Origin of the sequence: Streptomyces sp. NPDC053513, from assembly GCF_044544765.1 — a bacterium.
Taxonomy (GTDB): Bacteria; Actinomycetota; Actinomycetes; order Streptomycetales; family Streptomycetaceae; genus Streptomyces; species Streptomyces litmocidini.
In genome coordinates, this window is sequence record NZ_JBITXP010000024.1 from 74,073 (window position 1) to 87,115 (window position 13,043).

12 protein-coding genes are annotated in these 13,043 nt (G+C 73.6%); 5 read left to right on the forward strand and 7 right to left on the reverse strand.

Annotation, left to right across the window (positions count from 1 at the left end; genetic code table 11):
* The first annotated feature begins 47 nt into the window (after positions 1–47).
* Positions 48–1,844, forward strand: a complete 1,797-nt coding sequence (locus ACIGW4_RS30445) for a long-chain fatty acid--CoA ligase (RefSeq protein WP_123451484.1) — start codon at positions 48–50, stop codon at positions 1,842–1,844.
* 76 nt (positions 1,845–1,920) lie between these two features.
* Here ACIGW4_RS30445 and ACIGW4_RS30450 read toward each other — a convergent pair whose 3' ends face one another.
* Positions 1,921–3,063, reverse strand: a complete 1,143-nt coding sequence (locus ACIGW4_RS30450) for a glycosyltransferase family 4 protein (protein ID WP_123451486.1) — start codon at positions 3,061–3,063, stop codon at positions 1,921–1,923.
* Between the two features lie 120 nt (positions 3,064–3,183).
* Between ACIGW4_RS30450 and ACIGW4_RS30455 the strand changes: the two genes are divergently transcribed.
* Positions 3,184–4,464: a glycosyltransferase 87 family protein gene (locus ACIGW4_RS30455; RefSeq protein ID WP_399584176.1), complete on the forward strand. Its 1,281-nt coding sequence runs from the start codon at positions 3,184–3,186 to the stop codon at positions 4,462–4,464.
* On the opposite strand, the gene ACIGW4_RS30460 is transcribed toward ACIGW4_RS30455, so the two are convergent.
* A complete protein-coding gene (locus ACIGW4_RS30460; RefSeq protein WP_399584179.1) occupies positions 4,425–5,765 on the reverse strand; it encodes an MATE family efflux transporter in 1,341 nt (446 codons plus the stop codon). The two genes, ACIGW4_RS30455 and ACIGW4_RS30460, sit on opposite strands and share 40 nt — an antisense overlap.
* A 119-nt stretch (positions 5,766–5,884) precedes the next feature.
* Here ACIGW4_RS30460 and ACIGW4_RS30465 point away from each other — a divergent pair, with 119 nt between their 5' ends.
* Complete coding sequence (locus tag ACIGW4_RS30465) at positions 5,885–6,409, forward strand: PadR family transcriptional regulator (protein ID WP_399584181.1); 525 nt, start codon at positions 5,885–5,887, stop codon at positions 6,407–6,409.
* On the opposite strand, the gene ACIGW4_RS30470 is transcribed toward ACIGW4_RS30465, so the two are convergent.
* From ACIGW4_RS30470 to ACIGW4_RS30490, 5 genes are all read right to left on the reverse strand, one after another.
* Positions 6,406–7,620 carry a hypothetical protein gene (locus ACIGW4_RS30470; protein ID WP_399584182.1) on the reverse strand — a complete coding sequence of 405 codons (1,215 nt, stop codon included), beginning with the start codon at positions 7,618–7,620 and terminating at the stop codon, positions 6,406–6,408. The genes ACIGW4_RS30465 and ACIGW4_RS30470 overlap by 4 nt on opposite strands.
* A gap of 36 nt (positions 7,621–7,656) precedes the next feature.
* Entirely contained in the window at positions 7,657–8,688 is a 1,032-nt protein-coding gene (locus ACIGW4_RS30475) for a C40 family peptidase (RefSeq protein WP_123451494.1), read from the reverse strand.
* Between the two features lie 196 nt (positions 8,689–8,884).
* Positions 8,885–9,919, reverse strand: a complete 1,035-nt coding sequence (locus tag ACIGW4_RS30480) for a C40 family peptidase (protein ID WP_123457273.1) — start codon at positions 9,917–9,919, stop codon at positions 8,885–8,887.
* A 256-nt stretch (positions 9,920–10,175) separates the two neighbouring features.
* On the reverse strand, positions 10,176–11,540 hold the full coding sequence (locus ACIGW4_RS30485; RefSeq protein WP_359590203.1) for an NYN domain-containing protein: 1,365 nt from the start codon (positions 11,538–11,540) through the stop codon (positions 10,176–10,178).
* A 33-nt stretch (positions 11,541–11,573) separates the two neighbouring features.
* Positions 11,574–11,816, reverse strand: coding sequence for a hypothetical protein (locus ACIGW4_RS30490; protein ID WP_123451498.1), 243 nt, complete (start codon positions 11,814–11,816; stop codon positions 11,574–11,576).
* A 160-nt stretch (positions 11,817–11,976) separates the two neighbouring features.
* Here ACIGW4_RS30490 and ACIGW4_RS30495 point away from each other — a divergent pair, with 160 nt between their 5' ends.
* Entirely contained in the window at positions 11,977–12,711 is a 735-nt protein-coding gene (locus tag ACIGW4_RS30495; RefSeq protein WP_398710895.1) for a rhomboid family intramembrane serine protease, read from the forward strand.
* Complete coding sequence (locus tag ACIGW4_RS30500; RefSeq protein WP_017238849.1) at positions 12,708–12,989, forward strand: Lrp/AsnC family transcriptional regulator; 282 nt, start codon at positions 12,708–12,710, stop codon at positions 12,987–12,989. Before ACIGW4_RS30495 ends, ACIGW4_RS30500 begins: the two co-directional genes overlap by 4 nt.
* Positions 12,990–13,043 lie beyond the last annotated feature (54 nt).

Below are 13,043 nucleotides of genomic sequence, written 5' to 3' on the forward strand. Positions count from 1 at the left end.
GCATCACACAGAGCCGTGGCGCCGGCGCCCGATGAGGAGCAGCAGTCTTGCGCGAGTTCAGCCTTCCGGCCCTGTACGAGGTCCCCACGGACGGCAACCTGACGGATCTCATCCGCCGCAACGCCTCCCAGCACCCAGACGTCGCCGTGATGGGGCGCAAGGTCGACGGCGTCTGGACGGACGTCACCGCCACGGAGTTCCTCGCCGAGGTCCGCGGGGTCGCCAAGGGCCTGATCGCCTCCGGCGTGGAGCCGGGCGACCGGGTCGCCCTGCTCTCCCGCACGCGCTACGAGTGGGTGCTCCTCGACTTCGCGATCTGGAGCGCGGGCGCGGTGACCGTGCCGGTGTACGAGACGAGCTCGCCGGAGCAGATCCAGTGGATCCTGGGCGACTCGGGCGCGGCCCTGGTGCTCGTCGAGAGCCCGGCGCACCAGGCCTCGGTGGAGTCCGTACGGGACGGGCTCCCGGAGCTCAAGGGCGTCTGGCAGATCGAGGACGGCGCGCTCGCGCAGCTGACGGCCACCGGCGCGGACGTCTCCGACGAGCTGCTCGACGAGCGCATGTCGGCGGCGCACGCGGACGACCCGGCGACGATCGTCTACACCTCGGGCACGACGGGCCGCCCCAAGGGCTGCGTCCTGACCCACCGGGCCTTCTTCGCCGAGTGCGGCAACGTGGTGGAGCGGCTGAAGCCCCTCTTCCGTACGGGCGAGTGCTCGGTGCTGCTGTTCCTGCCGGCCGCGCACGTCTTCGGGCGGCTGGTCGAGGTCGCGTCCGTGATGGCGCCGATCCGGCTGGGCTGCGTCCCGGACATCAAGAACCTCACGGACGAGCTGGCCTCGTTCCGGCCGACGCTGATCCTGGGCGTGCCGCGCGTCTTCGAGAAGGTCTACAACTCGGCGCGGGCGAAGGCGCAGGCCGACGGCAAGGGCAAGATCTTCGACAAGGCCGCGCACACGGCCATCGCGTACAGCCGGGCCCTCGGCACCCCGCAGGGACCCTCCTTCGGGCTCAGGCTGAAGCACAAGGTCTTCGACAAGCTGGTCTTCAGCAAGCTGCGGGCGGTGCTCGGCGGTCGCGGCGAGTACGCGATCTCGGGCGGCGCGCCGCTGGGCGAGCGGCTCGGTCACTTCTTCCGGGGCATCGGCTTCACGGTCCTGGAGGGCTACGGCCTGACGGAGTCGTGCGCGGCGACCGCGTTCAACCCGTGGGACCGGCAGAAGATCGGCACGGTCGGCCAGCCGCTGCCGGGCTCGGTGGTGCGGATCGCCGACGACGGCGAGGTGCTGCTGCACGGCGAGCACATCTTCACGGAGTACTGGAACAACCCGGCGGCGACGGCCGAGGCGCTGGCGGACGGCTGGTTCCACACGGGTGACATCGGCACGCTCGACGAGGACGGCTACCTCGCGATCACCGGCCGCAAGAAGGAGATCCTGGTGACGGCGGGCGGCAAGAACGTCGCCCCGGCGGTCATCGAGGACCGGATCCGGGCGCACGCGCTGGTCGCGGAGTGCATGGTGGTCGGCGACGGGCGTCCGTTCGTGGGCGCGCTGGTCACGATCGACGAGGAGTTCCTGGGCCGCTGGGCGAGCGAGCACGGCAAGCCGGCCGGTTCGACGGCCGCCTCCCTGCGGGAGGACGCGGACCTGATCGCCGAGGTCCAGCGGGCGGTCGACGACGGGAACGCCGCCGTCTCCAAGGCGGAGTCGGTCCGCAAGTTCCGCATCCTTCCGGCCCAGTTCACCGAGGAGGCGGGCCACATCACCCCGTCCCTGAAGTTGAAGCGGAACGTGGTGGCGAAGGACTTCGCGGACGAGATCGAGGCCATCTACGCCAAGTAGGCCGTCTCCACCGAGCAGGGGTACGCGGAAGGGGCCCGGGGCGATGCGATCGCCCCGGGCCCCTTCCGCGTACCCCTTACAGCAGCTCGCGCAGCCGCTCCGCGAGCAGGTCCCAGCGCCAGCGCTCCTCCACCCAGGCCCTGCCCCGCTCGCCCATGCGGGCGCGGAGCTCGGGGTCGAGGAGGAGGGTGGCGACGCGGTCGGCGGTCTCCTCGGCGGACTCGCCGCGGACCACCCAGCCGGTCTCGCCGTCGAGGACGGCGTCGGGGGCGCCGCCGGAGTCGCCGGCGACGACGGGGAGGCCGGTGGCGGAGGCCTCCAGGTAGACGATGCCGAGGCCCTCGACGTCGAGGCCGCCGCGCCGGGTGCGGCAGGGCATGGCGAAGACGTCGCCGGCGCCGTAGTGGGCGGGCAGCTCGGACCAGGGCACGGCGCCGGTGAAGCGCACGGAGCCGGCCACGCCGGTCTCGGCGGCGAGGCGGTGCAGGTCCTTCTCGTACGGGCCGCCGCCGACGATCAGGAGGACGGCGTCGGGGACCCGGCGGAGGATCGCGGGCATGGCCCGGATCAGGGTGTCCTGGCCCTTGCGGGGGACGAGCCGGGAGACGCAGACGACGACGGGGCGGTCGCTGAGCCCGAGGCGGGCGCGGACCTCGTCGCCGCCCGAGCCGGGGTGGAAGGTCTTCTCGTCGACGCCGGGCGGGAGCTGGACCATGCGGCCGGCGGCGGCCGGGGTGAGGGCGTCCGCGATCCGGGAGCGGGTGTACTCGCCGAGGTAGGTGATCGTGTCCGTGCCCTCGCCGATGCGGCGCAGCAGCTGCCGGGCGGCGGGGAGCTGGGCCCAGCCGGCCTCGTGCCCGTGGGTGGTGGCGACGAGCCGGCGGGCGCCGGCCCGGCGCAGCGCGGGGGCCATGAGGCCGAGCGGCGCGGCCGCGCCGAACCACACGGACTCGCAGCCGTGCTCGCGCAGCAGCGCGGTGGCGCGGGCGGTGACCCGAGGAGTCGGCAGCAGCATGGTGGTGCGATCCCGCACGACCGTGAAAGGCTGTTCGGCGTCGAACGCGGCCGTCGCCTCGATCCCTTCGCGGCTGCGCTTCCACGTGGAGGCGTAGACCACGATCCGGTCGGGGTCCAGGCGGAGTGCCATGTTGTGCAGGAAGGCCTGGATTCCGCCGGGACGCGGCGGGAAGTCGTTGGTTACGATCAGGGTCTTGTGCATCGTGGCCGACAGTACGCGATCGCCTGCACCGCCCGGCAACACACCTGCCCCGCCACCGCGGGCCGACAGGACCAGGACCACCCCCCCGCCACCGCGGGCCGACAGGAGAAGGACGCGACAGTGACGACGGGTGCGGCGGGGAACGGGTCACGCACGGGTCTGCGGCTTCCGCTCGGTCTCTGGGGTCTGTCCCGGGTCCTTCTGCTGCTGTGCGTCTTCAAGGTCGTGGTGATCCCCGGGCCGGACGTCACCTTCGACGTCTCGAACATCTACCAGGGCTGGTACGAGGTCCTGCGGACGGGCACGTACCCGCTGGACGACGTCACCTGGCAGTACCCGCCGGCCGCCGCGTTCGCGATCCTCTCCCCCGCCCTGCTGCCGTTCCTCGGCTACGCGTCCGCCTTCTTCGTCCTCGCCTTCCTCTGCGACGCGCTCGTCTTCGGGCTGCTCCTGCACACGGGCCGCCGCCCCGGCCGCTCGTTCCGGGGCGCCTGGTTCTGGCTGGCGGGCGTCCCGCTGCTCGGGCCGACGGCGTACGCCCGGTACGACGTGATGGTCACCGCCGTCGCGGTGGCGGGACTCCTCGCGGCGGGCCGCAGCCCGCGCCTGCTCGGGGCGCTGGCCGGTTTCGGCGCGGTCCTGAAGGTGTGGCCGGTGCTGCTGCTCGCCGGCGCCCCGAAGGGGCGGGCGACGCTCCGCTCCTGGTCGACGGCGGCGGGTGCGGCGGCCGCGGTGCTCGCGTTCTGCCTGGTGTGGATGCCGGGTGCGCTGGCCTTCCTGGGCTTCCAGCGCGACCGGGGCACGGAGGTGGAGTCGCTGGGCGCGATGGTCTTCCACGTCGTCCGGCACTTCGGCTGGGACGGCGAGGCGAGGATGAACTACGGCTCGATCGAGTTCCTCGGCCCGTACGTGTCCACGGTCTCGACGGCCGCGCTGGTCCTCACGATCGCCGCGTTCGGCTGGCTGCTCGTGTGGCGGCTGCGGGCGCGGCACTTCGGCTCGTCGACGGTGGCGGACGCGGCCTTCGTCGCGGTGCTGCTGTTCACGACGACGAGCCGGGTGCTCTCCCCCCAGTACATGCTGTGGCTGGTCGGTCTGGCCGCGGTGTGCCTGGCCTACCGGTCGAGCCGGATGCGGCGGCCCGCGCACCTGGTGCTCTGGGCGACGGCGGTGACGCAGTTCGAGTTCCCGGTGTGGTTCTCGCACGTGACGCGGAGCGATCCGCTGGGCATGGCGGTGCTGTTCACCCGGAACGGTCTGCTGATCGCCGCCACCGTGATCGCCTGCCGGATCCTGTGGCGGCACACGGTGACGGAGCCGCGTCTCGCGGCGGCCGGCGCGAAGATCCCCGCGCAGCCGACTCAGCCGGACCGCGAGAAGGCCCTGTCCGGCTCGCGCTGAGACTCCCGGGGGACGGCGGCGAGGGTGCGGCGGTGCAGCAGGCCGAGGGCCGCGCACTGGGCGCCCATGGCGAGGGCCATGGCCAGGCAGATCCCGGGAAGGCCGGCGCCTGAGAGGGCGTGGGCGAGCGGGAGCTGGACGAGGACGCCCACGACGGTGATCCGGGCGAGGTACGGGCTGGCCCCGGTGCCCTCGAAGACTCCGGCGAGCGCGATGTACCCGGCCATGAGCAGCAGGTAGGGGCCGAGGCAGCGCAGGAAGAGCGCGCCCGCCGCCGCCACCCCGGGCTCGGCGCCGAAGGCCCGCATGACGGGTCCCGCGCCGAGGAACAGCAGCCCGGCGGCGCCCGCGCCGAGGGTCCCGCCGAGGAGGAGGGCCTGCCGGCCGACGGCCCGGCGCTCGTCCAGGCCCGAGCCGAGGAGGTGGGCGCTGTGGATGGCGGCGGCCTGCCGGACGGAGTAGAAGGCCATGGTCGCCACGTACATGGCCTTGGTGGCGAGGCCGTAGGCGGCGATCTCGGTGACGCCGAGCCGGGCGACGACGGAGACGAGGGCGAGGGCCCCGGCCATCCGGACGACGAAGTCGACGGACATGGGCAGTCCGGTGGCGGCGGTGCGGCGCAGCGCGGCGGCCGTGGGCAGGGCCGCCCGGGCGGCCCGCGCGGCCCTGAGGAGCGGGTCGCGGCGCAGGGCGAGGAGGCCCGCGGCGAGGGCGACGCTCCGGCCGGTGACGGTGGCGAGGGCGGCGCCCGGCACTCCGTACGCGTGGATGAGCAGCGGGTCGAGGACGAGGATCAGTCCGTTGGCGAGGAAGGCGAGCCGCATGGGGGTGCGGGTGTCGCCGGCGCCCTTGAGGATTCCGTCGAGCACGTTCGTGGCGAAGAAGACGGCCGTGCCGGGGAGCGAGATCGCGAAACAGGCGGTGGCCAGGGCGTGGGCGGGGTGGCCGGAGCCGCCGAGCAGGAGGGTCGCGAGCGGTTCGCGCAGCAGGTATCCGCCGAGGGCGACGGGCAGTACGAGCAGGGCGCAGAGGGCGGTGCCGCCGCGGACGGCGGCGCGGACGGCGCCGGGGTCGTCGGCGCCGCGGGCGCGGGCGACGAGGACGGTGGTGCCGGAGCCGGCCATGAGGACGACGCCGAGGAGGAGGTTCTCGACGTTTCCGGCGAGGGCGACGGCGGCGACGGCGTCCCCGCCGAGGCGGGCGACCCAGACCATGTTGATGATGCCGGCGGCGACCCCGGCGAGGAGTTCGAAGTAGACCGGGCGGGCGAGCCGGACGAGTGTGCGGCGGTGTGCGGACATGACGAGAGGACCCCCTCTTTCCGATGTACCTCGAATAGAGGCACCTCGAAAAGAGGTAGCATGCGAAGCGGCCCCCGACAAGCGCGGCGGCCCCGACGAGCGCGAAGGAGAGGTGCCCGGTGCTGGAGCTGTCGATCCTGGGCTTCCTGTACGAGAAGCCGCTGCACGGCTACGAGCTGAAGGAGCGCATCCAGGGCCTGAGCGGCCACGTCCGCCCGGTCAGCGACGGCGCCCTCTACCCCGCCATCACCCGCCTGATGAAGGGCGGCCTGGTCGACAGCCGTACGGAGCCGGGCGCGAGCGCGGCCCCGCGCCGGACCCTCTCGCTCACCCCCGAGGGCCGCCGAGAGCTCCTCGCCCGGCTGCGCGAACCCAAGGACGCCGAGATCACCGACGGCCAGCGCTGGTTCACCCTGCTCGCCTTCCTCGGGCACCTCCCCGACCGGGCGGACCAGGCGGCCGTCCTCCGCCGCCGCCAGGAGTTCCTGCTCACCCCCGCCAGCTTCTTCTACGAGGACGGGACCGCGGTCAGCGTCGAGCGGGAGCCCGACCTCTTCCGGCAAGGGATGCTCCGCATCGCCCGCGCGACGGGCAACGAGGAGAAGGCCTGGCTGGCGGAGGCCCTGGAGCTGCTGGAGAGCTAGCCGAGCCGTTCGCGCAGGTACGCGCGCCAGTCGGCGGTGAACTCCTCCGGCGTGGTGTCCAGGACCTCCCGGAGCGCCTTCTCCACCGCGCCCTCCCGGGCCGGGTGCGCGCCCACCGCCCGGTAGAACGCGGTCAGCTCCTCCTCGCCCCAGCGGTCCGCGATCAGCTCGCAGGCCAGCCACCCGCCCTCGTAGGCCCGGGCCATCGCCTCCGCGTCGCCGCCGAAGGTGAAGGCCCCGTCGTCGGGCAGCTCCGCCGGGAGCTCCCCGGCCCGGACCGCGCGGCGCAGCTCGGGGGCGGCCTGGGCGGCGGTGCGGTCGGTGCCCCGGTAGGCGACCCAGTCGGCGAAGCCCTCGGAGAGCCAGACCGGGGTGGCCGCGGTGGTCTGGACGCGGGTCGCGACATGGGTGGTCTCGTGGGTGAGGACCATCTGCCGGCCGAACGCGCCGAGCACCGCGTACGCGTCCGGGTTCACGATCACCCGGTCCGCGGGCGCCGTCGGGCCGCCGCCGGCCCGGCCGGTGGTGACGGCCGCGATGCCCCGGTAGGAGGCGGCCGGCCCGCCGAGGAGCCGGCCCATCGACTCGATCGAGGCGGGGACGAGGACCACGATCCGGCCCGCCCAGTTCCCGCGCCAGGCGTCACCGACGGCGGGCACCGCCCGGTCCGCCGCCGTCGCGATCTCCCGCAGCCGCTCCCGGCTCTGCCCCACGCCCAGGACGAGGCTGCGCCGGCCGGTCACGGCCGTGACCTCGCCCTGCTGCCACAGCTGCTGCGGGGCGCCGTCGGCGGCGCGGTCGCCGGTCACGTACCAGCGGCCGTCCCGCTCGGCGAGGTCGAGGACCCGCTCGGTGGTGGCGGGCCCGGAGTCGTAGCCCTTGATCCGGTAGCCGAGCTCGGCCCTGGCGGTGGCCCGGCCCTCGCCGGTCCGGTCGACGTCGGTGACCCGGTAGTACCAGCCGCCCAGCGGGATCTTCGCGAGCCGGTCGAACTCGGTGCGCGCGGCCGGCGCGAGCGCGGGGTCGAGGGCCGCGAGGTAGCCGGCCTCGTCGCGGTCGAGCAGCGCCCGCGCGTGCCGGTCGAGCAGGCCCTGGATCTCCCCGCTCGCCGGTCCGGACGGCTCGGGGGCCGCGCACCCGGCGAGGGCGAGCACCGCGGCCAGCAGCCCCGCCGCCGCGCCGCGTGCCACTCCGCTCCGCCGTCCCGCCACGCCCCCGATCGTACGCAGCGGGGGAAGCGGGCGGTCTCAGACCCGGGTGACGGTCACGTGGGACATCATGTTCACCGGGTCGTAGCGGACCCGCGCGCCCGGGTACGGGGCGTGGATGACCTGGCCGTTGCCGGCGTAGATCGCCACGTGGCTGGCGTCGCCGCGGTACGTGACGAGGTCGCCCGGCTGCGCCTGCGAGAGCGGCACCTGCCGGCCCGCGTAGCGCTGCGCCGAGGAGGTGCGCGGCAGGCTGATCCCGGCCTGCCGGTACGACCAGACCATCAGGCCCGAGCAGTCGAAGGCCGAGGGGCCGGTCGCCCCCCACACGTACGGCCTGCCGATCGCGCTGCGGGCGGCGATCACCGCGGCGGCGGCCCGTGAGGGGCCGAGGTCGGCGAGCGGCGGCAGCTCCGCGGCGGGCCCCTCGGCCGGGCTCCCGGCGCGCTCCCCGGTGCGGGAGGCGCGGTCGTAGTCGGCGCGCTGCTCGACGGTGAGGGAGGCGAGCACCCGGCGGGCCTCGGCCAGCTTCTTCTCGACGGTGCGCTTGTGGCGGGCGACCTCGGCCCGGCTGCGCTCCAGTTCGGCGAGGACCGCGCGGGCCTCGGTCCGCTGCTGGCCCAGGCGGCGCTGCTCGCGCCGGAGTTCGGCGAGCGCGGCGCTCTGGCGGGCGGTGACCCGGTCCAGGGCGGAGGCCCGGTCCAGGTAGGTGTCCGGGTCGGAGGAGAGCAGCAGGGCGAGGGCGGGGTCGATGCCGCCGGAGCGGTACTGGGCTCCGGCGACCGAACCGAGCGCGCCCCGCATGCGGTTGATGCGTTCCTGGCCGCGGGCGAGGCTGTCCTGCGCCTGGGAGACCGCCCGGCGCAGCGCGTCCGCCTTCTCGTCCGCCCGGTTGTAGCCCTCGGTGGCCTTCTCGGCCTCCTCGAAGAGGCGGTCGACCGTGGCGCGGGTGGCCGCGGGCGTGGGCCCGGGGTCGGCGCTCGCGGGGACGGCCCCGAGGGACGCCGCCGCGGTGGCCGCGGCGGCGGCGGTGAGGACGGTGACCCTCACGGGTCGACGGTGGGACGCCACGAATTCGCGCTCCGTTCGGCTCGACGCAGACTGGCGCGGCAGACAGTAGCCGCTGATCAGTCCTCGTCCAACGAAGGCGCCGGGTACGCAAAGTGACGCCCCGCCGGAGAACACAGGTCACCGGCGGGGCGTCAGGTCAGTGCGGGTCGCGGCGAACCACCCGATTGGGCGGCATGCCGGAGCGGGTCGCGGCGGGTCAGCCGACGCGGACGCCGAACATGAACGAACCGATGGTGTTCATGGACTCGTAGCGGACGAAGGCGCCCGTGTAGGGGGCGTGCAGGACCGTGTTGTTGCCCGCGTACAGGCCCACGTGCGACAGGCCGTTGAAGAAGACCAGGTCGCCCGGCCTGAGCTGGCTGCGGCCGATCTTCACGCCGTCGTTCTGCTGGGTGTACGTGGTGCGGGTGAGGTCGACGCCGGCCTGGCCGTAGGCCCACTGGGTCAGACCCGAGCAGTCGTACGAGTTGGGGCCTTCCATGCCCGAGGCGTACGGCTTGCCGATCTGGGTGGCCGCGGCGGCGAGGGCGGCGGCGCCGCGCTGCGAGGCCGGGACCTCGTTGCCGAGGTCGACGCGCTCGCCGGCGGCGCGGCTGGCGCGCTGCTCCTGCTGCTGCACCTTGGCGCGCTCTTCGGCGGTGAGGGTGTTGAGGAGCCTGCGGGCCTCGGCCAGCTTGCTCTGGAACTTCTGCTTCTTGGCGCCGAGGGTCTTGCGGACGTCCTCGAGGTCGGCCAGCTTCGAGGTGGCCTCGGCCCGCTGCTGGGCGAGCGTGCGCTGCTTGGCCTGGATCGAGGTGAGCACGTCGGCCTGCTGGGCGCTCAGCTGGTCGATCGCGGACGCCTTGTCGAGGTAGGTGTCCGGGTCGGCGGAGAGGAAGAGCTGGAGCGCCGGGTCGATGCCGCCGGAGCGGTACTGGGCGCTGGCGACCGAACCGATCTGGTCGCGCAGGGTGTTGAGCTCCTCCTGGCCGCGGGCCACCTTGTCCTGGAGGTTGCTGATCTCCTTCTGCAGCTTGCCCCGCCGCTCCTCGGCGAGGTTGTACTGCTCCGTGGCCTCCTCGGCCTCGTGGTTCAGCTTGTCGACCTTCGACTTGACCTCGTCGATCTTGGGCTTTGCGGGGGCCGCCTGCGCTCCGGACTGGGCGGAGAGCGCGACGGCCGCGGCCGCGGCCGCGGTGAGCACGGTCACGCGGGTACGGCTCGGCTGCTTGGGTCGACGGTGGGACGCCACGAAGGCGAGCTCCTTCTTCCTCGAGCCGCCCAACCGGTCAGGGGCAGGCGGTTCCTCCGCTGTCACCCCGGATGGGTGATCAACCGCGCGAAGGTTCGAGCCCCGACCCTAGTGACCAAGTTGTGATCAGTTCAAATCCCGCTGGCAAAAAACTCGCTCACGCACCACTTTATTTACATACATCACACGGCCAGTGATGGGCACTTGACGGTGCGCCGTCCATAATTCGGGCATAACTCTCAGGAGTTGCGATGCCTCACGAGAGCCGCGAAAGCCGCTTGAGCAACAAGGCGGACGCCACCGGCCGCGCCCCCGCCTTCGCGACGCCGTCGGCGACCTCGCGGTCGGTGGAGACCACCACGACCGGCCGCCCCGGCGGCTCCGCCCGGACCAGCTGCCGGATCAACTCGTCCGCCGTGACACCGGGCTTGGAGAACAGCACCCGCACCCCGCGCGGCGGCGCGAGCAGCACCGGGGCCGCCAGCTCCGCCCCGTCGAAGACACAGGTGACCTCGGCCCCCGAGCGGGCGGCGAGCGCCGAGAGCCCGCCGAGCAGCCGCAGCCGCTGCTTCTCCAGCGGCATCGTCGGATAGCCGGTCTTGGTGACGTTGTAGCCGTCGACGACCAGATGCGCCTGCGGCAGCGCGAGCAGCTGGTCGAGCAGCGCCGGGTCCGTCTCGGAGAGCGCCCGCGCCGCGATGTCCTTCGGGGACATCCGACCCGGCTCCACCGCGTCCACGGTGTCCGCCGGGTGCACCGAGACGGGCGGCAGCGCGAGTTCGCGGCGCAGCCCCTGGGCCGCGTCGAGGACCGTGTCGAGCAGCAGCCGCAGCCGCATGTCCTCCACCGAGCGGCCCTCGCGGGCGCTCCTGCGGCTCGCCTCCAGGGCGGCCTCGACCTCGCCGAGCCGCGCCCTGAGCCGCCGCGTCTCGCTCTCCGCGGCCGAGACCTGCGCCGCCGACTCGGCCCGCACGGCCTCGATCTCGCCCTGCGCCTTGCGCAGCGCGGCCTCACCGCGTCTGACGTCGCTCTGGGCGCTGCGCAGCTTGCGGTGAAGCGATTCCGCTTCCTTGCGGGCGGCCTCCAGGTCGTGCCGGAGCTGCTCGGTCTCGCCCCGGGAGCGGTCCCGGGCGGCGGCGAGCTCCTCGCGCAGCCGTTCCAGCTCGCGCCGGCCGGCCTCGTCGGCCCGCTCGGCGTCGGCCCGCTGGGCCTCCTCGCCGGCGGCGGCGACGAGCTTGACCCAGCCGGGCGGGCGCAGCACATAGGCGGCCGCCGCCACGTCCACGGGGTCGGCCGCCGCGGGCGGGGTGCCGGACTCCACGGCTCCGGCCAGCTCGGGCTGGCCCTGCTTGAACCGTTCGCCGATCCGCTGCCGGAAGAGCGGATCGGTGTCGAGCGCCGCGGCCATCGCGTTGCCGGCGAACTTGGCCCGCCGGCTCGCGGTGAAGCGTGCGTACTGCCTCAGGGGTGCGGGCAGCTCCGCGACGGTGAGCCCGCCGAAGGCGTCCGCGACCAGCGCGACGACCCGCCGCCGTACGCCTTCCGGCAGTGGGTGGTCGAGCGTCTCGGCAGCGTCACCTGCCGCGCCGGCCGGCTCACCACCGTGCGCGGGCTGCTCCACGATCCGTCACCCCTATGTCGTCCGCGCCGTCCCTCAGGACTCGGCGCCCGGCCTGTCCACCAGTTCGATCTGGTCCACCGCGTTGCACCAGCGGCAGCGGACCGACTCGATGGTCTCACTCACCACCTGCCGCTCCTCGACCGTCGGCTCTCCGGCCAGGTCCAGATGGACGTACTCCACGACCTTGGAGGATCGGGTCACGTCGAAGCGGGTCAGATTCCCGCAGAGCGTGCAGCGCCAGCGGGTCTCGTCGGTCGGCAGGGGAACCGTCGTCATCGGTGCCGTCCTTCTTCCTGTTGCGTGGTACCAGGTACGGGAGCCGCGGTGCGCCGTCGAACTGCGGTCGGTGGTGCCCGTAACCCTACGGCCTCACGGGGAGGACGGGGCACGGCGAGGCACTCTGTCCACTTCGGCCCCGGTACGCCATGATCTGTCCATGATCGACTGGCGAGGCGGGGCCCTCAATGCCTGGCGGGGCCTCCGCGGCGGCCCCGTGGTGACGTACGGGCTGATCGCCGCCTGCTGCCTCCTCTTCGTGAGCAGCCCGGTCGCCGGACTCCATCCGGTGTACGGCACGGGCGACGCGCTCCTGGCCGCCCAGGGCGCCTACTTCCGCCGCTGGGGCGTGATCCCCGCCGAGCTGACGGGCGGCGCCCCGCGCGCCCTGCTCACCCCGCTGACCGCGCTCTTCGTCCACGGCAGCTGGCTCCACCTGCTGGGCAACATGCTCTTCCTGTACGTCTTCGGGGCGATGGCCGAGGAACGCATGGGCCCGGTCGGGTTCTGCCTCTTCTACCTGGGCACCGGCTACGTCGCCCTGTGCGGGTACGCGGTGGCGCACGCCGACAGCGAGCAGACCCTGGTCGGGGCCTCCGGGGCGATCTCGGCGGTGCTCGGCGCCTTCCTCTTCCTCTTCCCGCGCTCCCGCGTCACCAGTCTCTTCCCCTTCCTGTTCTTCCTGCCGCTGCGCTTCCCGGCCTGGATCGTGCTGATCTTCTGGTTCACGCTGCAGTGGCTGGCCGCGCGGGCGGCGGGCGCGGGGCCCGGCGTCGCCTATCTGGCCCATGTGGTGGGCTTCTCGGTCGGCTTCCTCTACGCCTGGGGGCGCTTCCGCGGTGGGGATAGAGTGAAAGCCCAAGCCGCGGCGACCGAGGGAGAAAGCCAGCCGTGATCACCGCGATCGTGCTCATCAAGACCAGCGTGGACCGCATCCCCGAGATCGCCGAGTCGATCGCCGCGCTCGACAGCGTCAGCGAGGTCTTCTCGGTCACCGGTACGTACGACCTGATCGCCATGGTCCGGGTGCCGCGCCACGACGACCTGGCGGACGTGATCCCCGGCCGCATCAGCAAGATCCCCGGCGTCGAGGCCACCGACACGCACGTCGCCTTCCGGACGTACTCCCAGCACGACCTGGAGGCGGCCTTCGCCATCGGCCTGGAGTCCTGACACCGCGCACCCGGCACGACGGAAGGGGGCCTCCCGATCGGGAGGCCCCCTTCA

Coding starts and splice junctions, on each gene's coding strand:
- ACIGW4_RS30490 (WP_123451498.1), bottom strand. CDS start 11,816: ATGACGACGGTTCCCCTGCCGACCGACGAGACCCGCTGGCGCTGCACG.
- ACIGW4_RS30495 (WP_398710895.1), top strand. CDS start 11,977: ATGATCGACTGGCGAGGCGGGGCCCTCAATGCCTGGCGGGGCCTCCGC.
- ACIGW4_RS30450 (WP_123451486.1), bottom strand. CDS start 3,063: ATGCACAAGACCCTGATCGTAACCAACGACTTCCCGCCGCGTCCCGGC.
- ACIGW4_RS30460 (WP_399584179.1), bottom strand. CDS start 5,765: ATGTCCGCACACCGCCGCACACTCGTCCGGCTCGCCCGCCCGGTCTAC.